21 protein-coding genes are annotated in these 23,492 nt (G+C 66.8%); 8 read left to right on the forward strand and 13 right to left on the reverse strand.

The genetic code is table 11. The features are described 5' to 3' along the window. From ACFZCE_RS09680 to ACFZCE_RS09690, 3 genes are read right to left on the reverse strand one after another with little or no spacing between them, the layout of a single operon-like run. On the reverse strand, positions 1-261 hold the full coding sequence (locus tag ACFZCE_RS09680) for a phosphopantetheine-binding protein (protein ID WP_390938359.1): 261 nt from the start codon (positions 259-261) through the stop codon (positions 1-3). Continuing rightward, positions 242-1,051 (reverse strand): 1-acyl-sn-glycerol-3-phosphate acyltransferase, encoded by an 810-nt coding sequence (locus ACFZCE_RS09685; RefSeq protein WP_390938361.1) that lies wholly within the window; start codon positions 1,049-1,051, stop codon positions 242-244. The genes ACFZCE_RS09680 and ACFZCE_RS09685 overlap by 20 nt, the downstream gene beginning before the upstream one ends. Continuing rightward, complete coding sequence (locus tag ACFZCE_RS09690) at positions 1,027-1,791, reverse strand: beta-ketoacyl synthase chain length factor (RefSeq protein ID WP_390938362.1); 765 nt, start codon at positions 1,789-1,791, stop codon at positions 1,027-1,029. Before ACFZCE_RS09690 ends, ACFZCE_RS09685 begins: the two co-directional genes overlap by 25 nt. 248 nt (positions 1,792-2,039) lie before the next feature. Here ACFZCE_RS09690 and ACFZCE_RS09695 point away from each other — a divergent pair, with 248 nt between their 5' ends. Then, complete coding sequence (locus ACFZCE_RS09695; protein ID WP_390938364.1) at positions 2,040-2,807, forward strand: AAA family ATPase; 768 nt, start codon at positions 2,040-2,042, stop codon at positions 2,805-2,807. A gap of 16 nt (positions 2,808-2,823) precedes the next feature. Here ACFZCE_RS09695 and ACFZCE_RS09700 read toward each other — a convergent pair whose 3' ends face one another. The 8 genes from ACFZCE_RS09700 to ACFZCE_RS09735 all read right to left on the reverse strand — a co-directional run bounded on the left by ACFZCE_RS09700 (position 2,824) and on the right by ACFZCE_RS09735 (position 13,143). Continuing rightward, positions 2,824-4,005: an aminoacetone oxidase family FAD-binding enzyme gene (locus tag ACFZCE_RS09700; protein WP_390938366.1), complete on the reverse strand. Its 1,182-nt coding sequence runs from the start codon at positions 4,003-4,005 to the stop codon at positions 2,824-2,826. Further along, positions 4,002-5,339 (reverse strand): ATP-dependent RNA helicase DbpA, encoded by a 1,338-nt coding sequence (gene dbpA, locus ACFZCE_RS09705; protein ID WP_390938644.1) that lies wholly within the window; start codon positions 5,337-5,339, stop codon positions 4,002-4,004. The genes ACFZCE_RS09700 and dbpA overlap by 4 nt, the downstream gene beginning before the upstream one ends. A 141-nt stretch (positions 5,340-5,480) precedes the next feature. Further along, positions 5,481-6,383: an RHS repeat-associated core domain-containing protein gene (locus ACFZCE_RS09710; protein ID WP_390938367.1), complete on the reverse strand. Its 903-nt coding sequence runs from the start codon at positions 6,381-6,383 to the stop codon at positions 5,481-5,483. Between the two features lie 81 nt (positions 6,384-6,464). After that, entirely contained in the window at positions 6,465-7,892 is a 1,428-nt protein-coding gene (gene mdtD, locus ACFZCE_RS09715) for a multidrug transporter subunit MdtD (RefSeq protein ID WP_390938369.1), read from the reverse strand. 98 nt (positions 7,893-7,990) lie between these two features. Continuing rightward, positions 7,991-9,766: a molecular chaperone gene (locus ACFZCE_RS09720; RefSeq protein ID WP_390938370.1), complete on the reverse strand. Its 1,776-nt coding sequence runs from the start codon at positions 9,764-9,766 to the stop codon at positions 7,991-7,993. A 118-nt stretch (positions 9,767-9,884) separates the two neighbouring features. After that, the gene (asd, locus tag ACFZCE_RS09725) at positions 9,885-10,751 is read right to left on the reverse strand and encodes an archaetidylserine decarboxylase (RefSeq protein WP_390938371.1); all 867 of its coding nucleotides are present in this window, start codon (positions 10,749-10,751) and stop codon (positions 9,885-9,887) included. 9 nt (positions 10,752-10,760) lie between these two features. Then, positions 10,761-11,576 carry a rhodanese-like domain-containing protein gene (locus tag ACFZCE_RS09730; protein ID WP_390938373.1) on the reverse strand — a complete coding sequence of 272 codons (816 nt, stop codon included), beginning with the start codon at positions 11,574-11,576 and terminating at the stop codon, positions 10,761-10,763. Positions 11,577-11,622: 46 nt separating this feature from the next. Beyond that, the gene (locus tag ACFZCE_RS09735) at positions 11,623-13,143 is read right to left on the reverse strand and encodes an HDOD domain-containing protein (RefSeq protein ID WP_390938375.1); all 1,521 of its coding nucleotides are present in this window, start codon (positions 13,141-13,143) and stop codon (positions 11,623-11,625) included. Positions 13,144-13,283: 140 nt separating this feature from the next. Between ACFZCE_RS09735 and motA the strand changes: the two genes are divergently transcribed. Next, positions 13,284-14,135, forward strand: a complete 852-nt coding sequence (motA, locus tag ACFZCE_RS09740; RefSeq protein ID WP_390938377.1) for a flagellar motor stator protein MotA — start codon at positions 13,284-13,286, stop codon at positions 14,133-14,135. 3 nt (positions 14,136-14,138) lie between these two features. Further along, positions 14,139-15,194, forward strand: a complete 1,056-nt coding sequence (gene motB, locus ACFZCE_RS09745; RefSeq protein WP_390938379.1) for a flagellar motor protein MotB — start codon at positions 14,139-14,141, stop codon at positions 15,192-15,194. A gap of 130 nt (positions 15,195-15,324) precedes the next feature. On the opposite strand, the gene rsgA is transcribed toward motB, so the two are convergent. After that, positions 15,325-16,344 carry a small ribosomal subunit biogenesis GTPase RsgA gene (gene rsgA / locus ACFZCE_RS09750; RefSeq protein WP_390938381.1) on the reverse strand — a complete coding sequence of 340 codons (1,020 nt, stop codon included), beginning with the start codon at positions 16,342-16,344 and terminating at the stop codon, positions 15,325-15,327. A 103-nt stretch (positions 16,345-16,447) separates the two neighbouring features. On the opposite strand from rsgA, the gene orn reads away from it, so the two are divergent. Further along, positions 16,448-16,990, forward strand: a complete 543-nt coding sequence (gene orn / locus ACFZCE_RS09755) for an oligoribonuclease (RefSeq protein WP_390938383.1) — start codon at positions 16,448-16,450, stop codon at positions 16,988-16,990. Between the two features lie 40 nt (positions 16,991-17,030). On the opposite strand, the gene queG is transcribed toward orn, so the two are convergent. Further along, positions 17,031-18,128: a tRNA epoxyqueuosine(34) reductase QueG gene (gene queG / locus ACFZCE_RS09760; RefSeq protein WP_390938385.1), complete on the reverse strand. Its 1,098-nt coding sequence runs from the start codon at positions 18,126-18,128 to the stop codon at positions 17,031-17,033. 64 nt (positions 18,129-18,192) lie between these two features. On the opposite strand from queG, the gene ACFZCE_RS09765 reads away from it, so the two are divergent. The 4 genes from ACFZCE_RS09765 to mutL are packed head-to-tail and all read left to right on the forward strand — an operon-like array spanning position 18,193 to position 23,492. Continuing rightward, complete coding sequence (locus ACFZCE_RS09765; RefSeq protein ID WP_390938387.1) at positions 18,193-19,689, forward strand: NAD(P)H-hydrate dehydratase; 1,497 nt, start codon at positions 18,193-18,195, stop codon at positions 19,687-19,689. Then, positions 19,677-20,147: a tRNA (adenosine(37)-N6)-threonylcarbamoyltransferase complex ATPase subunit type 1 TsaE gene (gene tsaE, locus ACFZCE_RS09770; RefSeq protein ID WP_390938388.1), complete on the forward strand. Its 471-nt coding sequence runs from the start codon at positions 19,677-19,679 to the stop codon at positions 20,145-20,147. Before ACFZCE_RS09765 ends, tsaE begins: the two co-directional genes overlap by 13 nt. Before the next feature lie 13 nt (positions 20,148-20,160). Then, a complete protein-coding gene (locus ACFZCE_RS09775) occupies positions 20,161-21,588 on the forward strand; it encodes an N-acetylmuramoyl-L-alanine amidase (RefSeq protein ID WP_390938390.1) in 1,428 nt (475 codons plus the stop codon). Next, a complete protein-coding gene (gene mutL / locus ACFZCE_RS09780) occupies positions 21,585-23,492 on the forward strand; it encodes a DNA mismatch repair endonuclease MutL (protein WP_390938392.1) in 1,908 nt (635 codons plus the stop codon). Before ACFZCE_RS09775 ends, mutL begins: the two co-directional genes overlap by 4 nt.

Raw genomic sequence — 23,492 nt, forward strand, 5'->3', positions numbered from 1 at the left:
TCAGGCGGCCTGTTTCGCGGTCACGAACGCCGCGAGGCTGGCAACGGATTGAAAATGGGTACGGGTGTTCTTGTCGTCGGCGTCGATCTTGATGCCGTAGCGCTTCTGGATGGCCAGGCCCAGCTCCAGGGCGTCGACCGAGTCCAGCCCCAGGCCTTCGCCGAACAGGGTGAGGTCGTCGCCGATGTCGTGGGTGCTGATGTCTTCCAGGCCCAGGGCGTCGATGATCAGTTGCTTGATTTCAGTGTGCAGTGCGCTCATCCAGCCTGAGCTCCTTGAGATAGTGTTGGTGCAGATGGTCGTTGAGCAGGCGTGAGGCCTTGGGCGGCGGCCCCAGGGCACTGAAGCTGGCCGGGGTGATGTCGGCGCCCACGCTGAAGCTGAAGTGCACGCGCCGGCACGGGATGCGGTACCAGGGCTCGGCCTTGGTCAGGGTGGTGGGGGTTACGCGGATGGTCACCGGGGTGATCACCCGTGCCCCACGCAGGGCGATCGCCGCCGCGCCGCGGTGGAACGCCGGCGCCTGGCCGGGGGTGGTGCGGGTGCCTTCAGGGAAGATGATCAGCGCCTGGCCGCCCTGCAACGCCGCCACGGCGGTGTCGAGCATCGCCAGGCTGCCGTCGTTGCTGATGTACTGCGCGGCGCGCACCGGGCCGCGGGTGAACGGGTTGCGCCAGAGGCTTTGCTTGACCACGCAGTTGGCGTTGCGCATCAGCCCGATGAGAAACACCACGTCGATCAGCGAAGGGTGGTTGGCGATGACCATTTGCCCCGGCTGGCCGAGGCGCTCGCCACCGTTGACCTCGAAGGTGAGCACGCCGCTGGCGCGCATGAAGCGGATGAACTGCCAGAACAGCCAACTGACCAAGTGCCGCGCGCGGTCGCGCTGGCGCGCCACGCCGCCAGGCAGGCAGCCGAGCAGTGGGAACACCAGCAGCCGCAGGCACAGCCCACCGATGCCGAACAGCGCGAAGCTCAGGCCGGTGGCGAGCAAACGCCGGTAATAGCTGCCGCCCCGGCGGGGGCTCAGTGCGTCAGTTGCCAGTTCCATGCGCGGTGCTTCCAGCAGTGGTGCAGGTGGGGGTGCGCCCCGGCCAGGGCCTGGAGCAAGCTCAAGGCATGGGGCAGGGCGGCCGGGGCGGTGGCCGGGGCATGGCCCAGGCTGAGCTGGCAGCGCTGGCCGGGGGTGATCAACAGGCCCAGGGCGTAAGGGAATGGCACATCGTTGACCCATTGCCCGTAGGCCTGCGGGGGTTGCTCTTCGGCCACTACCAGCAGTACCGCCGGGGCGCCTTCGGCGAGCAGCGCGCAGGCTTCGAGCAGGCCGTGCTCCAGGCCGTCGCCCTCGGCGGCCAGCGCGGCCATTTCGCAGGTTTGCCCGCGCAGGATCGACCACAGGCCGATCACCGCGTTGTGCACCGACAGGCTAAAGTGAGTGGGCGACAGTGGTTCGCCCCGGGCGAGCTCGGTCAGCAGCTCGAAGGTGCGCGGTGTTTCGCCATGGCGTGAAACGAAAATGAACGGCAGGCGGTCATAGCCTTCTGCCAAAGGCCAGGCAACGTGAAACGCCATGCGCGCCAGGCGGCTGAGGCGCCGCCGTTGCATAGCCGGCAGGAACGACACATCCGGTGCGCCCTCGCCATCGGCGGCCACCTCGGGTGCGGCGCTCCAGCGCTGCCAGTCTTGCACGGACGCCAGGCCCGGGGCCCAGGCACGCCAATGCGCGATGTCGAAAGTGAACACGTGATTCGATCCCGCCCTCTGTGGGGCTTCCAGTCCATGGTGAAGCATCGGGAGGCGCGTTGTGGCCCCCTGCACGGCAAGGCGCGCGCGGCGCTATTATCCCGGTGACCTGAGTGTGTAGCAAATTGTGGTTACATTTTTCCCGTTGCGATACGCGGTTTCGGGGGGGCGGCACCCCTGAGCGCTTCAGAATGCGGAGTTTACCGTGTTGCCGTGGTAAAAAAATATCCGACAGGCGTTGTACATATTTCGCCTTTTTGCAAAGGTGTTCGGCTGGTTATCAAGGAGGGTTTGCGATGCGGCGCGTGGTGTTCAATCAAAAAGGGGGCGTGGGCAAGTCGAGCATCGCCTGCAACCTGGCGGCGGTCAGTGCCCGGGAGGGGTACCGTACGCTGTTGATCGACCTCGACGCCCAGGCCAACTCCACCCAGTACCTCACCGGGTTGGCTGGGGATGACATCCCCATGGGGATCGCCGAGTTCTTCAAGAACACCCTGAGCACCGGGCTGGCCAAGAAGAACCACGTCGACATCTACGAAACCCCGTTCGACAACCTGCACGTGGTCACCGCCACCGCGGAGCTGGCCGACCTGCAACCCAAGCTCGAGGCCAAGCACAAGATCAACAAGCTGGCGAAGTTGCTCGACGCGCTGGACGAAGACTACGAGCGGATTTACATCGACACCCCGCCGGCCCTGAACTTTTATGCGGTGTCGGCGCTGATCGCCGCCAATCGGGTGCTGATCCCCTTCGACTGCGACAGCTTCTCGCGCCATGCCCTGTACGGCCTGCTGCGCGAACTCGAAGAGCTGAAAGAAGACCACAACGAGGGGCTGGAGGTGGAGGGCATCGTCGTCAACCAGTTCCAGGCCCGCGCGGCGTTACCCCAGCAGATGCTGCGCGAGCTGGAGGCCGAGGGCTTGCCGGTGCTGCCGGTGTACCTGAGCAGTTCGGTGAAGATGCGCGAGTCTCACGAGGCCAACTTGCCGTTGATCCACCTGGACCCAAACCACAAGCTGACCCAGCAGTTTGTAGAGCTGCATGATTTGCTCGAAGGGCATTGAGGGCGGGGCTGCCGAATCAGGCAAACTGCCCCGCCGCATGGCCGCTGGCCCAGGCCCACTGGAAGTTGAACCCACCCAGGTGCCCGGTCACATCCAGCACCTCGCCGACGAAATACAGCCCCGGGCTTTTCAACGATTCCAGGGTTTTTGACGACACTTCGCGGGTGTCTACCCCGCCCAGGGTGACCTCGGCGGTGCGGTAGCCCTCGGTGCCGGCCGGCACCAGTTCCCACGCGCTGAGCTGCGCGGCGATGGCTTCCAGCTCGGCCGGGGTGTACTGCTTCATCGGTTTCGAGGCAAACCAGCTGTCGGCCAGCAACTGCGCCATCTTGCGGGTGAATACCTCGCCGAGCAGGGTGCGCAGCTCGCTGTTGGGCCGCTCGGCCTGTTGCTCGCGCAGCCAGGCGAGGCTGTCGCGGTCGGGCAGCAGGTTGATCGCCAGGCTGTCGCCGGCCTGCCAGAACGACGAAATCTGCAGCATCGCCGGGCCGCTCAGGCCGCGGTGGGTGAACAGCAGGTTTTCCCGGAAGCTTTGCCCGTTGCAGCTCACGCTGCAGTCGACCGAGGTGCCCGACAATTCCGTGCACAGCGCCTTGAGCTGGTCCGTAATGGTGAACGGCACCAGCCCGGCGCGGGTGGGCAGCACGCTGTGGCCAAACTGCCGGGCCAGCTCGTAGCCAAAGCCGGTGGCGCCGAGGGTGGGGATCGACAACCCGCCGGTGGCCACCACCAGGGATTGGCACTGCACGGAGCCCAGGCCAGTGGCCAGCAGGTAGCCGCCGGCGTCCAGGCGGGTCACCGTTTGCACCGCGGTGTTCAGGTGGATGCTCACCCCGGCCCAGTCGCACTCGGTCAACAGCATGTCGAGGATGTCGCTGGCTTTGTTGTCGCAAAACAACTGGCCGAGTTTTTTCTCGTGGTGGGCCACGCCGTGGCGGTTGACCAGGTCGATGAAGTCCCACTGGGTGTAGCGGGCCAGCGCCGACTTGCAGAAGTGCGGGTTCTGCGAGAGGAAGTTGGCCGGTTCCGCGTACATATTGGTGAAGTTACAGCGCCCGCCACCAGACATCAGGATTTTCTTCCCGGCCTTGTTGGCGTGGTCGAGCAGCAGCACCTGGCGGCCGCGGTAGCCGGCCTGGGCCGCGCACATCAGGCCGGCGGCGCCGGCGCCAATCACCACTACATCGGTTTTTCTCACAGCAGCCGCACCTTCAGCGCGCGGCCCTTGATCTTGCCGCTGGCCAGCCGCGACAGGGCCTGGCGGGCAATGGCGCGGTCTACCGCGACGTAGGCCTGGAAGTCGAAGATGGCAATTTTGCCCACCTGCGCGCCAGGGATGCCGGCGTCGCCGGTGAGGGCGCCGAGGATGTCTCCAGGGCGCAGTTTGTCTTTACGCCCGGCGGCGATGCTCAGGGTGACCATCGGCGGCACCAGCGGGCCGTCGCCGCGATGGGTGAGTTCTTCCAGCGGGCGCCAGTTCAGCGGGGCCTTTTGCAGGGCTTCCACGGCCTGGGCGCGGTGCGCCTCGGCCGGTGCCACCAGGCTGATTGCCGTGCCGCTTTCGCCGGCGCGGCCGGTGCGGCCGATGCGGTGGATGTGGATTTCCGCGTCGCGGGCCATCTCCACGTTGATCACCAGGTCCAGGCCGTCGATGTCGAGGCCGCGGGCGGCGACGTCGGTGGCTACCAGCACCGACAACGAGCGGTTGGCGAACAACGCCAGCACCTGGTCGCGGTCGCGCTGCTCCAGTTCACCGTGCAGGGCCGCGGCGCTGATGCCCTTGGCGGTCAGTTGCTCGACCACGTCCTGGCATTGCTGGCGGGTGAAGCAAAACGCCACGCAACTGGTCGGGCGGTAGTGCCCGAGCACCTTGACCACCGCCGGCAGGCGCTGCTCGGCGTCGATTTCGTAGAAGCGTTGCTCGATGCGGCTGTCGCTGTGCAGCGCCTCGACCTTCACCTGCACCGGCTCCTTGAGGAACTGCCCGGCCAGTTGCTCGATGCCCTTGGGGTAGGTGGCCGAGAACAACAGGGTTTGCCGGCGGGCCGGGGTTTGGCTGATCACCGCGGCGATGGCGTCGAAAAAGCCCATGTCGAGCATGCGGTCGGCTTCATCAAGCACCAGGGTGTTCAGCCCGCTCAGGCTCAGGGTTTGTTTGTCCAGGTGCTGCTGCACCCGCCCCGGGGTGCCGACGATGATGTGCGCGCCGTGCTCCAGCGAGGCGATCTGCGGGCCGAGCGACACGCCGCCGCACAGGGTGAGCACCTTGATGTTGTCTTCGCCACGGGCCAGCCGGCGGATTTCCTTGGCCACCTGGTCGGCCAGCTCGCGGGTGGGGCACAGCACCAGCGCCTGGCAACCGAAGTAGCGCGGGTTGATGGCCTTGAGCAAACCGATGCCGAACGCCGCGGTTTTGCCGCTGCCGGTCTTGGCCTGGGCGATCAGGTCACGGCCCTGGAGGATCACCGGCAAGCTTTGCGCCTGGATCGGCGTCATGCTCTGGTAGCCGAGGCTCTCGAGGTTGGCGAGCATCGCCGCGGGCAGCGGCAGGGTGTTGAAAGCGGTAACGGTCACGAAGAAGGCCCTTGGAAGGAGACAAGGGCAGTTTTTGCCCAAAGGGGCGCGATTATACGCTGTGCGGCAGCACTGCGCTGGGCGATCGGTCGGCGCAGCTCAGCGGTGCCATGGGCCGCTCAACCACGGCGCATCGCTGAATAGCCAGGACTTGGCGCGGTGGCTGTTTGGCTTTCTGGCTGCGGTTGGGGCTACGGCCGTGGGTGGAGGCACGGGGACGTAGTGTTGCAGCCTAATGGCTGCGTTCAGGGCTCTGGCCGTGGACTTAACCCGGGGGCCGCGCCCAAGGTCGCCAAAGAGGGCGTTATCCAGGATCAACCGGTCGAGGTGATCAGGCGGAACGCTGTCAGGAATCCTAAGGCTGTAGCGCCTCAGCAGCGCGCGGACGCTTTGAGTGTAACGGTCATCAATACTGCCATAACTTCTGGTGTGTTCCCTGAATACCGCTGTGATGTCTGCCTCTGTTGCGATCCGGGGTAAATCAGTGATTGGCACTCGCTCCAGTGTGTGGGGCGAAACGCTCCGCCAAATGTCTCCCATGAACATCGCATCTGCGCCCTCGTGGAACAGCGCACGTGCACGGCCGTGCGCAACTTCTTTGATCAAACCTAGCCTTCCAGCCAGCCAGCGATGTTGAGGCACCCCGGCGTCAAGGAGCGCTCTGGTGGCGAGCGCTGCCAAGGACGGTATCTTGATCATGCCCGATGGGTCTGCCTGGTTAATAGGCTCGGCGGCACAATACGCATACGCGTTCATCCCCCCTGGGCCAAAGGGCGATGCGGGGTCCGGTTGGTTGAACCTGTTAATCGAGGGCTGGTAGGCGCGGCGGCCATGGCCAAGCAGTTGCAGGCCGTTGCGCTCGGTCCAATAGCCGTTGTAACCGCTTTGGCCTTGAGTGGCCGCGCCCGCGGTGTCGCCATAGGGGCCGTAATGGCGATGGCGCGTTGCGCCGGCGTTCAGCCCTATCAAAACGGTTTGCTTGTGATCACCCATCGTCAGCATTGCGCGCCTTCCCGTTGGCTAACAGGCCCAACTTAGGGTGGTCGTGGCGCCAGGTCTAGCTAGCAAATCTACTGGGGTGGCTCAAAGCTCAGGGGGATGGCCAGGCCGTTGGGCCTGCTTGCGCCCCACCTGGCTGTCCAACTGCACGAAAATCGTCGCCGCCAGCATGGCCATCAGGCCGATGGTCAAAAAGGTGAGCTGGAACGCGCCGAGGATGGTACTGACCCCATCGGCGCTCACCGCCGAGGTAAAGCCGCCCAGCAGCGCGCCGGCGCAGGCCACGCCCAGGCTCATCGACAACTGCGCCACCACCGACAGCAGGCTGTTGCCGCTGCTGGCCTCGAGGTCGTCGAGGTCGATCAGGGTGACGGTGTTCATCGCGGTGAACTGGATCGAGTTCACCCCGCCCAGGATGCCCAGGTGGATCAGCAGGCTGAGGTAGGACGTGTCGGCATCGACCAGGCCCATGCTCGCCAGCAGGGCGCCGAGGGCCAGGGTGTTGCCGGTCAGCACGGTGCGGTAGCCGAAGCGCTCGATCAGCGGCTTGGCCAGCGATTTGGCGACCATCGCCGAGGCGGCCAGGGGGATCATGCTCATGCCTGCCGCGGCCGGGCTGTAGCCCAGCGCCACTTGCAGCAGCAACGGCACCAGAAAGGGCAGGGCGCCGCTGCCCAGGCGGGCGAACAGGTTGCCGAGAATACCCACGGCAAAGCTGCGGGTGCGAAACAGCGACGCGCTGAACAGCGGGTTAGGGTCGTGCACGGCGCGCAGCCAGTAGGCGGCCAGGCAGGCCATGCCGGCAAACAACAGCAGGATCACCCGCAGGTGCGACAGGTGCAGTTCGCCCAGGCCCTCGAGCGCCACGGTGATCAGCACCATCGCCGCGCCAAACAGGATGAACCCCTGGCCATCGAACGGCGTGCGCTCGCCGCGTAGGTCTGGCAGCACCTTGCGCACCGCCCAGACGCCAAGCGCGCCCACGGGCAGGTTGATCAGGAAGATCCAGTGCCAACTCAGGTACTCGACCATCCAGCCGCCCAGGGTGGGGCCGATCAGCGGGCCGAACAGGCCGGGGATGGTGATGAAGCTCAGGATGCGCACCAGCTCCGAGCGGGGGTAGGCGCGCAACACCACCAGCCGGCCGACCGGCACCAGCAGCGCGCCGCCAAAGCCTTGCAGCACCCGCGCGCACACCAGCACCGGCAGGTTCGGCGCCACCGCGCAGACCAACGAACCGGCGGTGAACACGCCGATGGCGCCCATGAACACCTGCTTGGTGCCAAAGCGGTCGGCGATCCAGCCCGAGGCGGGCATCAGCAGGGCCACCGTGAGCATGTAGGAGATCACCACCGACTGCATGCGCAGCGGGTTTTCGGCGAGGTCCCGGGCCATGGACGGCAGGGCGGTGTTGAGGATGGTGGCGTCCAGCGATTGCATGAAGAACGCGATGGCGACGACCCAGGGCAACCAGCGGGCGGTGGCGGGGTCCAGAACGGGGCGGTCAGACATGAGCAGGGTACGGCCTTATGTCGGGAGGGCGTGTTGAGTTTATGCTGCTTTCGACGGGTGTACTGTGAAAAGGGTTCTGTCGGGCCCTTTAAGCCGTGCTACAAATCCCGCCACAACGAATCGAAGTTCTCTTCCGGCGCGGCCTCTTCGGCCCCCGGCGCCAGCACGGGTGGCTCGTTGGGCTGTTCGAGGGTGCGGTATTCGAACTGGTTGAAGCTGCCGGTGGCGGCCACGCGCTTGCCCAGCCCGGCGCGGCGCTCGTCGCCGAGGGTGTTGATGATCACCTTTTGCCCTTCCTGGAACGGCAGGCGTGGCGCCATCAGGGTGGCGGGGATGTCGATCGCGCGGATTTCCGGCAGCAGCAGGCCGCGCAGGTACTCGCTGTTCGGCTCGTTGCTGCGCACCAGTTGCAGGCCGCACGGCTGCGCGTGGGGGGCCAGCAACTCGATGCCCATTTGCGTGCCGCCGCTGCGCACCTGGCGGATCCAGCGCACCACCGCCACGCTCCAGCCTTGGCCGGGCGCGTCCTGGATGCCGACCATTTCACCGGCCTGCAATTGGGCGGGCACTTCCCGCGGCCACGCCAGGCAATAGCCGCCCGGGCTGTGGTTGACGATCTGCAGGCTGTAGGTGGGGTATTCACGCTGTTGCGAGAGCGCCGCGCCGGCACTGGCGCGCGGTTCGCTGGCCGGCGCGGCGTACTGGATCTCTTCCATCACGATTTCGTGCTTGTTGGCCTCGAACATCTGCGCCCAGCCCTGGCCCTGGTTGAACTGCGCCTGGCCGGCGGAAGGGCGTTGCAACATGTCGCTGAAGGCCCGCTCGCCACCCAGGTAATAGTGCAGCGCGCTCATGCCCACGCAGAGGGTGAGGTTGCCGGTGCCGGGCACCCGCTCGAAGCTGCGCTCCGACACGTTGCCCCAGGCCGCGGCCAGGTGCTGCAGCAGGTCGAGGCTATAGGTGGGCGGCACGGCCAGGCGCGACACCTGGCGCTGCTCCGGGGTGGAGGCCACGTAGTCCTTGAGTGCGTCTGACAAACCCAGGGTGTCGAGGCCGATCAGCGAGGGCCATTGCGCCTCGGAGAACAGCGACTTGTAGCGCGGCGGTGCGTCGAGCGCCGGCGACACGGCGAACAGGCTGGTCTCGGCCAGTGCCGGTTGCAGCCGCGCGTGGGCGCTCCAGGCCTGTACCGCCTCGGCGAGCCGGGCGATGGAGCTCTGGCGCATCTGGTTGCAGCGCGAGCAGCCCAGCAGCAGCGCCGCCACATAGGCCTGCTCGGGGCTCAGGGCCTTGACGTGGGCGGCCAGGTCGTCGGCCACCGGCACCTGCTGGACTTTTTGGTCCACCGCGACCAGGTACAGCTGGTGCAGTTCGACCCACAGCCCTTCGGGCACCGGGCAATACAACAACGCGGCGCGTACCAGTGGCCCGTTCAGCGCGTGGGTGGCGCGCTCCAGGGCAATGGCCATGAGCGTGGAGCGTTCTTTCGGGTTGCTCTCGGCCTGGCGCACGACGATCTGCTTGTAGCCCACCGCCAGGTGGTTCTGCAGGGCCTGGCAAAGGTTGGCCACCTTGCGCGCGCGCTCATCGAGCACGATCGCCTGGTTGAGGAAGTGTTTTTCGAGGTGCCGGCAAACGTAGTACACCTCGGGCCGCAGCAGCTCGAGCAGCTGCATGCGCACGTCGCTGGCGATCACCAGCGCGTTGAGTTCGGTCAGGCCCTGATAGAGCAGCCGCGCGGTTTCGCCGATGTTGGCCTTGGGCAGGCTGGCGATCCAGCCCTTGAAGTCACGCGGGTTCGCCTCGCAGAAGCTCAGGCTCTTCTGCGAGGGCGTAGGCGCGCGCAACAACAGGTGAGGGCTGGGGCGAGACATCGTCTATTCCGGGTTCATGGTCCAAGCTTCGACCGTAGTTTGGCACCAAAATGCCACTTCCATTTGACGCGAATGTACCAGCAATGCAGCAAGGTTGAGAACCTTGCCGCGGTACCGGTCAGATTTCGCCCGCCGGGGCCCCCAGGCCCTGGCCCATCTTCACCGTGCTCAGCGCGGCGTATTGGTGTGCCCACTTCACCTGCTCGGGGCCGAACAGCACGATCACCGTGGAGCCCAGCTTGAAGCGGCCCATTTCGGCGCCCTTCTCCAGGTGGATGGGCGCGCGCGCGGCTTCGTCGTAGGCCCAGCGCTTGACCTCGCGCTTGGGCGGCGTGACCAGCCCGGCCCAGACGGTTTCGATCGAGGCGACGATCATCGCGCCGACCAGCACCATGGCCATCGGCCCACGCTCGGTGTCGAAGATGCACACCACGCGCTCGTTGCGGGCGAACAGCTCGGGTACGTTCTCGGCGGTGGTCTGGTTGACCGAGAAGATGCGCCCGGGCACGTAGATCATTTCCCGCAGGGTGCCGGCCAGGGGCATGTGCACGCGGTGGTAATCCCGCGGCGACAGGTACACGGTGGCGAACTGGCCGCCCATGAACGGCGCGGCGTTGGCCGGGTCACCGCCGAGCAGCTCGAGCACGCTGAAACTGTGGCCTTTGGCCTGGAACACGCGGCCGTGCTCGATCGGGCCAAGCTGGCTGATCGCGCCGTCGGCCGGGCACAGCACCGCGCCAGGGGTAGGGTCGAGCGGGCGGGCGTCGGGCTTCAGGGCGCGGGTGAAGAACGCATTGAAGTGCTCGTAGGCGTCGAGGCTTTCGACCTGGGCTTCGCTCATGTCGACCCGGAAGTGCCCGGCGAACCAGCGGGTGAAGCTGTTCTTGACCCAGCGCACGCGGCATTCCGCCAGGCAGCCGGCCAGGCGCGAGAGCAGGTGGTGCGGCAGCAGGTATTGGGCAAGGATGAAAAGGCGGTCTTTCATTGAAAATCCTTAGAGGCTGACAGGGGTGTCGGGGCGGTTGCCCCATTCGCCCCATGAACCGGCATAGGCCTTGACCCGTGGGTAGCCAAGGGCCTTGGCGGCCAGGTAGGTGAAGCCTGAACGGTGGTGGGTCTGGCAGTGGGTGATCACCTCTTTATCAGGGGTGATGCCCAAGGCCAGCAGCTCGGCGGCCAGGCCTTCGCGAATGCGCAGCTGGCGGTTTTTGTCCATGCCGGCGGTCCATTCGTAATTGACCGCGCCGGGGATGTGCCCGCCACGGGCGGCGACGACCTTCTCGCCGGAATACTCCAGCGGGCCGCGGGCATCCCAGATGGCCAGGTCGGCGGCGCCGAGGCGGCCGAGCAGGTAATCGAGGGTGGCGGTAGGGCCTGGGTGCAGGGTGAGGGCCACGGGGCCCGCCACCGGCGCCGGCACCTCGGTGCTCAGCGGCAGGCCTTCGGCCTCCCAGGCCAGCACGCCGCCGTTCAGGTAGTGGTAACGGCTGTGGCCGATCACGTCGAGCAGCCAGATGAAGCGCCCGGCCCAGCCGCCACCTTCGTCGTCGTAGACCACGTAGACCGCGTTGGGGTTGTGCCCCAGTTCACCGAACAACGCCTGCAGCGCGGCCATCTCGGGCAGCAGCCCGGGCGCTGGCGGCTGGCCCAGTTGGGTGCGTTTGGGGTCGACGAAGCGGGCACCGGGAATGTGCCCGGCCTGGTAGCGCGCGGGGCTGGTCAGATCGACCAGCACCAGCTCGGCGCAACCCAGGCGGCTGTTGAGCTCGGCCGCTTCGATGACCAGCGGCAGGCCGGAAAAATCAGGCATGTAGGCTCACCCTTGAGGGGGAAAAACGCCGATTGTAGCGCAAGGCTCACTTCTTGCGGTTGCTGAAGGTGGTCAGGGCCTTTTCGATGCATTGCGAGGTTTTGCCAAAGGCCTGCACGGAGAGGTCGGCCAGCGGCCCGCCGCCCTGATCGGCCACCACCAGCATCACCACCCGCTCGTGGCTGGCCAGCGAGCGCATCAGCAGGTGCTCGCCGCGAAACAGCGTGCGCAGGCTGCTCGGCAGCAGTGGGCTGAGTTGCTCGTTGTTCTCCGGGCTCAGGCGCAGTTGCCCGGGCTGTTCGATCAAGCGCTTGAGCACCGGGCCTTGGTCCAACGGGAAGGTCAGTTCGGCGGCGGGCTTGGGCAGCCCGGCGATCTGGTGCACGCGCAGTATCGTCTGGCTTTTATCGAGCATCAGCAGCATCACCCGCTGCATGCCGCAGGCCACCAGGGCGTCGCGGGCCGAGGTGGTCAGGTGCATGGCGTTGTTGAACGGGCTGGGCTCGACCAGCAGGTCGGCGCAGCGCCTGCGCCACATCGCCAGGGCTTCGGCGGACGGCGGCGGCGCCGGTTGCAGCTTGCGGTGGATGCGCCGCTCGGTCCACGGCCAGATCAGCGCCACGGCCGGGTGCCAGAGGTCGGGCTGGGCCACCGAGCGCGCGCTTTGCGCCGATTGCTGGTGCACCTGGGCTTGCACGTCGTCCAGCGGCAGTTGCGTGTACAGGGCGATCATCTGCTGCCAGCGCAGCACGTGGGGGGTGTCCCAGGCCTGCTGCGCCGCCAGTGCCAGGCCGTTGGCCAGCAAGATGGTATTGGCTGGCTGGTTGGCGAAGCGGCGGATCTGCGGCTCGGCGTCCAGCCGGCGCTGCTGGCGCAGCGGGTCGTCGAGGTCGCGGGCAATCAGCATCACCGTGGCCAGCGAGCGGCGGTCTTCGACCAGCGTGCGGTAGCCCTGCAGCACCCACAGCGGCAGGCGCCAGCGTTCGGCCAGGGCCTTGCACACATCCAGCAGCGGTACGCCAAACAGCTGCTGCTCAACCTTCATCGCCGGCTCGCCACGGTGCACCACGCGCAGCTCCCACTCTTCGATGAGCTTGGGGTGCAGCAGCGCCATCGGCCACAGCGGCGAGAGGAACAGCAACGCGCCCCAGTGGATTTCCTGCCACAGCCGCGCCAGGCGGGCGGCGAACAGGCCATTGGCCAGCTGGGTGGCGTGCTGGCTGACCAGTTGCAACTGCCGCAGCGCCGGCGGGATCTCGCCCGGCTCGACCGCCGGTAGCCGGCGCAGCAAATCGCCGGTGCGCTGCAGGCCCATGCGGGTCATCGCCACTTCCAGGCTTTCGGCCGGCTCCAGCAGGCCGCCGCCGGCATGGGCATTGGCTTCGCGGATGACGTTGAGCACCAGTGCCGGGCTTTCCTGCATGCGTTCGGCGATGTCGCGCAGCGAGCGCCGGCTATCGTTCAAATAAGCGCACACCCGTTCGTGGCTCTGCTTCGGAACGGGGAGGCGGACATCGCCCAAGGCTTTGACCCAGCTGTCGACGGAATTCGGTGTGGCGGCTGTCATAAAGGGCCCGCAGGGTGGCTGTTCTGGCTTTTCACATCTTGTGACTATAGTCTGGCGCACTTCTGCCGATAGGTAGAAGCAGAGATTGAGGCGGCAGCCCGTGCCGCGTTCCCCTTTGGTTTTCGAAGTGCTCCTGACCTATGGCTAAAATTATCGGCATTATCGTCGTATTCGCGAGCGTGATCGGCGGCTACGTCCTTTCCCACGGCCAGCTCGCGGCGCTGATCCAGCCTTTCGAGGTCATGATCATCGGCGGTGCGTGCCTCGGTGCATTCCTCCAGGCCAACCCCGGCTCGATGACCATGCACGTCTTCAAGAAAGCCTTGAAGATGTTCGGCTCGCGCTTTACCCATGCCTTCTATATCGAAGTGCTCAGCCTGGTCTACGAGATTCTCAACAAGAGCCGCCGCGAAGGCATGATGGCGATCGAGGCCGACATCGAAGATGCCGCCGCCAGCCCGATCTTCGCCAAGTACCCCAGCGTGCTGAAAGACGCCCGCATGACGGCGTTCATCTGCGATTACCTGCGCATCATGTCGTCGGGCAACATGGCCCCGCACGAGCTCGAAGGGCTGTTCGACATGGAACTGCTGAGCATGAAGGAAGAGCTGGAGCACCCGTCCCATGCCGTGCAGGGCATCGCCGACGGCCTGCCGGGTTTCGGTATCGTGGCCGCGGTACTGGGTATCGTGGTGACCATGGCCTCGCTCGGCGACGGCGACAAGGCCGCCATCGGTGGCCACGTGGGCGCGGCGCTGGTGGGTACCTTCCTCGGTATTCTCGCCGCCTATGGCTTCTTCGGCCCGCTGGCGTCGTGCCTGGCCCATGACGCCAAGGAAGAAATGAACACCTACGAGGCGATCAAGGCCTCGCTGGTGGCCTCTGCCTCGGGCATGCCGCCGACCCTGGCCGTGGAATTCGGCCGCAAGGTGCTCTACCCAGCGCACCGCCCGAGCTTTGCCGAGCTCGAAGAAGCGGTACGTGGTCGCTAAGCCATGGAGAACAATCAGCCAATCATCGTAAAGCGCGTCAAGCGCTTTGGCGGGGGGCACCATGGCGGTGCCTGGAAAATCGCCTTCGCCGACTTCGCGACGGCGATGATGGCGTTCTTCCTGGTGCTCTGGTTGCTGTCCAACGCCACGCCTGAGCAGAAAATCGCCATTGCCGGGTATTTCAAAGACCCGATCGGCTTCACCGAAAGCGGCTCGCCCTACGTGATCGACCTGGGCGGCTCGCCGCAGCTGTCGCCGGACCACACGCTGAACCCGGAAACCCAGGAGTCGCCGCCCAAGCCCGACACCGAGGCCCAGCCGCAAACGCAGATCAACCCGGAACAGGCTGAGAACATCGCCGAGAAGGTCGAAAAAGACCGCCTCGAGCTGCTGTTGCAAGAGCTGCAGAACAAGGTGGATGAGAACCCGCAACTGGCCAAGTTCAAGGACCAGATCCTGTTCGAGATCACCCAGGACGGCCTGCGCATCCAGATCATGGACGCCGAGAACCGGCCGATGTTCGACATCGGTAGCGCGCGCCTGAAGCCGTACTTCGAAGACTTGCTGCTGGCCATGGCCGACACCATCAAGGAAGTGCCGAACAAGGTCAGCATCAGCGGCCACACCGACGCCAAGCCGTACGCCAGCAATGGCGACTTCGGTAACTGGGAACTGTCGGCCAACCGCGCCAACGCCGCGCGCCGCGCGCTGGTGATTGGCAGCTACCCGGAAAGCCAGGTGGCGCGGGTGGTGGGGTATGGCTCGTCGGCGCTGTTCGACCGCAAGAACCCGCTGAACCCGGTGAACCGGCGCATCGACATCACGGTATTGACCAAGAAGGCCCAGCAGGCCATCGAAGGCGATGCCAACGAGGACGACAAAACCCCACCGGCCGCTGCGCCTACGCCGCCACCGGGGGCCGCCAACGGCGCCCCTGGCAGCGCCCCGGCTGCGGCAATCGACCCGAACCGCCCGGTGCAGCCGCGTGAACTGCGCGAGAAGCTGAACATCTTCGACAACGGCGCGATGGCGCCGGGGGCGGGCGGTAAGCAGTTGTAAGGCGGCTGGCCCTTCGCCCGGCACAGCCGGAGTGCCGGACCACGGCCTCCCACGAGATTCGTGTAAGTACTTGATTTACGGGGCAACACAGAACCCGTGGGAGGCCGGCTGTGCCGGGCGAAGGGCCCCGTCAGTATTCGCTTTTCGGCAAACTGGCAATGATCGAGCGGTAGCTGTGCATCCGTTGCGGTTTGATCTGGCCGGCTTCCAGCGCCCCTAGCAGCGCGCAGCCCGGCTCGCGGTCGTGCTTGCAGTCGCGAAAGCGGCAATGCCCGAGCAGCCCGGCAAACTCGATGAAGCCCGCTTCGACGTCGTCACGGCTGACGTGCACCAGGCCAAACTCGCGGATGCCCGGCGAGTCGATCAGGTTGCCGCCGCCGGGGAAGTGATACAGCCGCGCGGTGGTGGTGGTGTGGGTGCCCTGGCCAGACCACTCCGACAGCGCCCCTACCCGTGTGCCAACCCCCGGCAGCAGGCTGTTGACCAACGAAGACTTGCCCACCCCCGATTGCCCGACGAACACGCTGGTGCGGGTTTTCAGCTGCTCCTGCAGTTGCTCCATGCCATCGCCCTCGTGGGCAGACACCTCCAGCAGCGGGTAGCCCAGCTCGCGGTACACCTGCAGCAATGCCTGCAACGCCGGGGCGTTTTCGGCGTTGATCATGTCGGCTTTGTTCAGCAGCAGCAGCGGCTGGATGCCGGCGTGCTCGGCCGCGACCAGGTAGCGGTCGATCAGGTTGGCATGGGGCTCGGGCGCCGGGGCGAACACGATCACGATCTGGTCGACGTTGGCCGCCACGGGCTTGAGCTGGCCGCGGGAATCCGGCCGGCACAGCTCGCTGTGGCGCGGCAGCTGCGCCACGATCACGCCATCACCTTGGTTGCCGGCACGCCACACCACGCGGTCGCCGGTGACCAGCGTCGGCAGGTTGGCGCGCAGGTAGCAGCGGGCGATTTCGCCGGGGGCGGCCTCGACCTCCACCTGAACGCCAAAGTGGGCAATCACCAGGCCTTCCTGCTCCGGGCCCAGGTCGCCCCCTTCGAGCACTTCCAGCGCTTGTGATTCACGCTTGGCCGCGCGCGAAGCACGTTCGTTCTGGATCTTGTCGATGCGCCAGGACTGGCGGCGGGTGAGCTGGCGTTTGGCCATGAATGTCTCGCGGTAGCGCGGTATGATCCGCCGGCTGAATGAAGCCCGCGAGTTTAGCACGCCACGTGCGCTAAACTGCGCAGCACTAGCCGAGGAGTCCCCCATGCAAAACCCACAGAACCTGATCTGGATCGACCTGGAAATGACCGGGCTGGACCCAGACAACGACGTGATCATCGAGATGGCCACCATCGTCACCGACAGCGAGCTGAACACCCTGGCCGAAGGCCCGGTGATCGCCGTGCACCAGAGCGACGAGATTCTCGCCGGCATGGACGAGTGGAACACCCGCCAGCACGGCGGCTCGGGCCTGACCCAGCGCGTGCGCGAGAGCAAAATCTCGATGGCCGAGGCCGAAGCGCAAACCATCGCCTTCCTGGAGCAATGGGTACCGAAGGGCAAGTCGCCGATCTGCGGTAATAGCATTTGCCAGGACCGCCGCTTCCTCTACCGCCACATGCCGGCGCTGGAAGGCTACTTCCACTACCGCAACCTCGACGTGTCGACCCTCAAGGAACTCGCCGCGCGCTGGGCACCCGAGGTGAAAGACAGCTTCAAGAAGGGCAGCACCCACCTGGCGCTGGACGACATCCGCGAGTCGATCGCCGAGTTGCAGCACTATCGGAAGCATTTTATCAGGGGGTAAGCCAGGCTGTGCCCGGAAGCGGCAAGCGGCAAGCGGCACGTTAGGGCTTGCAGCTTGGAGCTTGGTACTTCCCGCTTACCTCCCCATGCCTGCCCAGCGCCCACTCCACGTGCTCGCGCACCAGCGCCGAGGGGTCTTCCCGCCGTGCCTTCAATGCCTCGATCACCGGCACGGTGGTCGGCGCGTTGCCCAGCCCCACTGCCAGGTTGCGCAAAAAACGCTCGTAGCCGGCGCGGCGCAGCGGTGAGCCTTCGGTGTGGTGCAAAAACGTTGGCTCGTCCCAGCGGAACAGGGTGGCCAGCTCGGCGTTGTCGAGGCCGTGGCGGGGTTTGAAGTCGCCTTCGCCGCTGGGCCGGGCGAAGCGGTTCCAGGGGCAGACGATCTGGCAGTCGTCGCAGCCGAACACCCGGTTGCCGATCAGCGGGCGCAGTTCCAGCGGGATGGCGCCCTTCAGTTCGATGGTCAGGTACGAGATGCAGCGCCGCGCGTCGAGCTGGTAAGGGCCGGCGAAGGCCTGGGTGGGGCAGATGTCGAGGCAGGCCTGGCAGCGCCCGCAGTGTTCGCTGCTGTGGGGCGGGTCTACCGGCAGCGGCAGGTCGATGAACAGCTCGGCCAGGAAAAAGTAACTACCGGCCTGGCGGTTGAGCACCAGGGTGTTCTTGCCGATCCAGCCCAGCCCGGCTTGTTCGGCGAGGGCTTTTTCCAGCACTGGTGCGCTGTCTACGAACGCCCGGTGGCCGAACGGGCCGATCAGCCCCTGGACCTTCTCCGCCAGTTGCGCCACGCGCTTGCGCACCAGTTTGTGGTAGTCGCGGCCCAGCGCATAGCGCGACACGTAGGCGGTGGCCGGCTGGGCCAGGCGTTGCGCCATCAGGGTGTCGCCGGCGAGGTAGTCCATGCGCAGCGACACCACGCGCACGGTGCCCGGCACCAGTTCGGCGGGGCGCGAGCGCTTGCTGCCGTGGGCGGCCATGTAGTCCATCTCACCGTGGAAGCCCCGCTCCAGCCAGCGCGCCAGGTGCTGCTCGTGGGCGCCGAGTTCGATGCCGCCGATGCCGACTTGCTGGAAGCCGAGTTCGCGGCCCCAGGCCTTGATCTGCTCGGCGAGGCTGGAAAGGTTTTCGGGAAGGGCGGTCATGGGCCTGAGGAAACAGAAAGGACAGGGGTATAATTCTGCCAGACATTCACTTCGAGGGCAGCGCATGCCGACCGACACCTTGCTACCCGACCGCCTCTACAGCGGCGCCCAGGTGCGTGAGCTCGATACGCGGCTGATCGCCGCGGGTACCCCAGCGTTCGAATTGATGCAACGCGCCGCGCTGGCCACCTGGCGCGCCCTGCGCCGGCGTTGGCCCCAGGCTGGGCAGCTGACGGTGCTGGCCGGGCACGGTAACAACGCCGGCGACGGCTACCTGGTCGCCGCCTTGGCCCAGCGCGCCGGCTGGGCCGTGCAGGTGTGGTACGTGACCGCCCCGCAGCGGCTGCAGGGCGCCGCCGCGCAAGCCTACGCCCAGGCCGAGGCCGAGCAGGTACCAGTGGGCGCCTGGCAGGCCGGCGCCGCGCTGCGTGGGGTGGTGGTCGACGCGATGCTCGGCACCGGCCTGCAGGGTGAGGTGCGTGCCCCCTATGCCGAGGTGATCGGCACCCTCAATGCCCGCGGCCTGCCGGTAGTGGCGGTGGATATTCCCTCCGGGCTGTGCGCCGACACCGGCAGCCTGCTCGGGTGCGCGGTGCGCGCCCAACTGACCGTGACCTACATCGGCCTGAAGCTCGGCCTGTTCACCGGGGAGGCTGCCGAGCATGTGGGCGAAATCGGCTTCGCCAGCCTCGACGCCGAGCCGGCTTGCGTGCGCGAGCAGCCCTACAGCGCCCGCCGCCTCGGCCCGCACAGCCTGGTGCTGCCGGGCGCCCGCCCGGCCACCGCGCACAAGGGCCAGTTCGGCCGGCTGCTGGTGATCGGCGGTGACCACGGTACCGGTGGCGCCAGCCTGATGAGCGCTGAAATGGCCCTGCGTGGCGGCGCTGGTATGGTCAGCCTAGCCACCCGCGCCGAGCATGTGGCCGCTGCGCTGGTGCGGTTGCCCGAGGTGATGGCCGCCGCGGTGCACTCGGCCAACCAGTTGCTGGCCCTCGCCGCGCCGGCCAGCGTGCTGGTGGTCGGCCCGGGCCTGGGCCAGGGCGCCTGGGGCCGCAGTTTGCTGTCGGTGGCCGCTGCCAGCGATAAACCCCAGGTGTGGGATGCCGACGCCCTGAACCTCGCCGCCAGCGGCCTGGCCAAGGTGCCGGCCGGCACGGTGATCACCCCGCACCCGGGCGAGGCGGCGCGGCTGCTCGGCCTGGCCACCGCCGACGTGCAGGCCGACCGCCCGGCGGCGGCGCGGGCCCTGGCCGAGCGTTTTGGCTGTGTGGCCGTGCTCAAGGGCAGCGGTACGCTGGTGGCGGCCCCCGACGGCCGCCTCGGGGTATGCGCCCATGGCCACCCGGCGATGGCCACCGCCGGCCTCGGCGATGTGCTCGCCGGGCTGATCGGCGCGCTGCTCGGCCAAGGCCTGGCGCCTTATGAGGCCGCGTGCCTGGGCGTGTGGCTGCACGCCCGCGCCGGCGAACGCGAAGGCGTTCATGGCCGTGGCCTTGCCGCGGCCGACCTGATTCCGACCATCCGTCAGTTGCTAGAAGAGATTTCGCCATGCCAGAAGTAACCCTTTCGCTCGTGGGCGAAGAGGCCATGACCGCCTTCGGCGCCCGCCTCGGGGCCTTGACCGGCGGGGCCGGCACGTTGTTTCTCAACGGCGACCTGGGGATGGGCAAAACCACCCTGTCGCGCGGCATCATCCGTGGCTTTGGCCACCAGGGGCCGGTCAAAAGCCCCACCTTCACCCTGGTCGAACCCTATGAGATCGGCGCAGTGCGGGTGTTCCACTTCGACCTGTACCGCTTGGTCGACCCCGAAGAGCTCGAATTCATGGGCATTCGCGACTATTTCGACGGTTCGGCCCTGTGCCTGGTGGAGTGGCCTGAAAAGGGCCAGGGTTTTTTGCCAAACCCTGACATCATCATTAACATATGCGCCCAGACGCCAGGGCGTTCGCTGACGTTGGTGCCACACAGCACCCGCGGCGAGAGCTGGAGTGCCGCGTTGGCGAAAGAATTCATGTAGGGGTGGGGACAATATGCGCATTCGCGCACTGGTCGCGGTGGTGGGGCTGCTGCTGGCGGCGTTCGCCGCGCAAGCCTGGGCGGTAACCCAGGTCAAGAGCATGCGGCTGTGGCGCGCGCCCGACAACACCCGGCTGGTGTTCGACCTCTCAGGCCCTGTGCAGCACAGCGTGTTCACCCTGACCGCCCCCGACCGCCTGGTGATCGACATCAACGGCGCCACCCTGGGCGGCCCGATCAACCCGTCTACCGCCAATACGCCAATCACCAGCGTGCGCGCCGCGCAGCGCACGCCCACTGACCTGCGGGTGGTGGTCGACCTGAAGAAAGCCGTGACGCCGAAAAGCTTCGTGCTGGCGCCCAACCAGCAGTACGGCAACCGGCTGGTGGTCGACCTCTACGACCAGGCCGCCGACGCCGCCGAGGCCAGCGCGCCCACGCCGCCGCCGGCGAACGTGGCCAGCACCCCGGCGCTGCCGGTGTCACCGGCCAAACCAGACATCAAGCTGCCGGCCTCGCCCAGTGGCAAGCGCGACATCGTGGTCGCCATCGACGCCGGCCACGGCGGCGAAGACCCAGGTGCCTCTGGCGCGCGCGGCCAGCATGAAAAAGACATCACCCTGCAGATCGCCCGCGAAGTGCAGCGGCAGATCAACCAGGAAAAAGGCTTCCGCGCCGAACTGACCCGCAGCGGCGACTATTTCATCCCGCTGCGTGGCCGCACCGACATCGCCCGCAAAAAGGGCGCCGACCTGTTCGTGTCGATTCACGCCGACGCCGCGCCGTCGTCGGCGGCGTTCGGGGCGTCGGTGTTTGCGTTGTCTGACCGCGGCGCCACCTCCGAGACCGCGCGCTGGCTGGCCGACACGGAAAACCGCTCCGACCTGATCGGCGGCGCCGGTAACGTCAGCCTCGATGACAAAGACCGCATGCTCGCCGGGGTGCTGCTCGACCTGTCGATGACCGCCACCCTCACCAGCAGCCTGAACGTTGGGCAAAAAGTGCTGAGCAACATTGGCCGGGTGACCTCGCTGCACAAGGGGCGAGTGGAGCAGGCCGGGTTCATGGTGCTGAAATCGCCGGATATTCCGTCGATCCTGGTCGAAACCGGGTTTATCTCCAACGCCGCCGAGGCGGTGAAGCTGCAAAGCCCGGAACACCAGCAGGCGCTGGCGCGGTCGATCCGTGCTGGGGTGAAGGCGTTCTTCGAGCAAAACCCGCCGCCGGGCACCTACATCGCCTGGCTGCGTGACCAGGGCAAGATCGCCAGCAGCGCCCAGGACCACCGCGTGGCACCGGGCGAGTCGCTGTCGATGATCGCCGTGCGCTACAACGTACCGATCGACACCCTGCGCAGCGCCAATGCGCTGAAAACCGACGAGCTGAAGGTGGGCGAACTGCTCACCATTCCCCCGGCCACCACCTTGGCAGCCCAGCAATGACCGACCGCGCCCGTATCGAACTGCTCAGCCCGCGCCTGGCCAACCAGATCGCCGCCGGCGAAGTGGTCGAGCGCCCGGCGTCGGTGATCAAGGAACTGCTCGAGAACAGCCTCGACTCCGGTGCCCGGCGCATCGATGTCGACGTCGAGCAGGGTGGGGTGAAGCTGCTAAAAGTGCGCGACGACGGCGGCGGCATCGACGCCGACGACCTGCCACTGGCCCTGGCGCGCCACGCCACCAGCAAGATCCGCGACCTCGAAGACCTCGAGCGGGTGATGAGCATGGGCTTTCGCGGTGAAGCGCTGGCCTCGATCAGCTCAGTGGCGCGCCTCACCCTGACCTCGCGCACTGCCGCTGCGGGCCAGGCCTGGCAGGTCGAAACCGAAGGCCGCGAGATGACCCCGCGGGTGCAGCCGGCGGCCCACCCAGTGGGCACGTCGGTCGAAGTGCGCGATTTGTTTTTCAATACCCCGGCGCGGCGCAAGTTTCTTAAAACCGAGAAAACCGAATTCGATCACCTGCATGAGGTGATCAAGCGCCTGGCGCTGGCGCGCTTCGACGTGGCGTTCCACCTGCGCCACAACGGCAAGAGCATCCTCAGCCTGCACGCCGCAGCAGACGAAACCGCCCAGGCGCGGCGGGTCGCGGCGATCTGTGGCGCGGGCTTTCTGGAGCAAGCGCTGCCGATCGACGTAGAGCGCAGCGGCGTGCGCTTGTGGGGTTGGGTCGGTTTGCCGACCTTCTCGCGCAGCCAGGCCGACATGCAGTACTTTTTCGTCAACGGCCGCGCGGTGCGCGACAAACTGGTCGCCCACGCGGTGCGCCAGGCCTACCGCGACGTACTGTTCAATGGCCGCCACCCGACCTTCGTGCTGTTTTTGGAGGTCGACCCGGCCTCGGTCGACGTGAACGTGCACCCGACCAAGCACGAAGTGCGCTTCCGTGATGGGCGCATGGTGCATGACTTCCTCTACGGCACCTTGCACCGCTCGCTGGCCGACGTGCGCCCTGAAGACCACCAGCCTGCCCCCGCCGCGGAACCGGCCGTGCCCCGCGCCAGCGGCGCGCAGGCCGGCGAGTTCGGCCCGCAAGGCGAAATGGGCCTGGCCGCCAGCCTGCTCGACAGCCCCCAGGGTGGCTACGCGCCGCCACGGGAGAGCGCCGGCAGTGGCAGCGGCGCCGGTTACCAGTACGTGCCGCGCCCGCCCCAGGGCCAGCCGTTGCCGGTGGCCGAGGCGCGCGAGGTGTACAAAAGCTTTTTCGCCCCGTTGCCGGCCGGCAGCGCGCCGGCGCCGGCGTTGCCGGACGCCCAGGGCGACATCCCGCCGCTGGGCTACGCGCTGGCCCAGCTCAAGGGCATCTATATTCTCTCCGAGAGCGCCCAGGGCCTGGTGCTGGTCGACATGCACGCCGCCCACGAGCGGATCATGTACGAACGGCTGAAGGTGGCCATGGCCAGCGAAGGCCTCAGCGGCCAGCCGCTGCTGGTGCCCGAGACCATCGCCCTGAGCCAGCGCGAAGCCGATTGCGCCGAAGAGCACGCGCAGTGGTTCTCCCGGCTGGGCTTCGAGCTGCAGCGGCTGGGCCCGGAAACCCTCGCCATCCGGCAGATCCCGGCGTTGCTCAAGCAGGCCGAAGCCAACCAGTTGGTGTTCGACGTGCTCACCGACCTGATCGAATATGGCACCAGCGACCGCATTCAGGCACACCTGAACGAACTGCTCGGGACCATGGCCTGCCACGGCGCGGTGCGCGCCAACCGCCGGCTCACCTTGCCGGAAATGAACGCCCTGCTGCGCGACATGGAAAACACCGAGCGCAGCGGCCAGTGCAACCATGGCCGGCCGACCTGGACCCAAATGGGCCTGGACGATCTCGACAAACTGTTCTTGCGGGGGCGCTGA

Source organism: Pseudomonas sp. NPDC007930 (assembly GCF_042958985.1).
In the GTDB taxonomy this organism is placed as follows: domain Bacteria; phylum Pseudomonadota; class Gammaproteobacteria; order Pseudomonadales; family Pseudomonadaceae; genus Aquipseudomonas.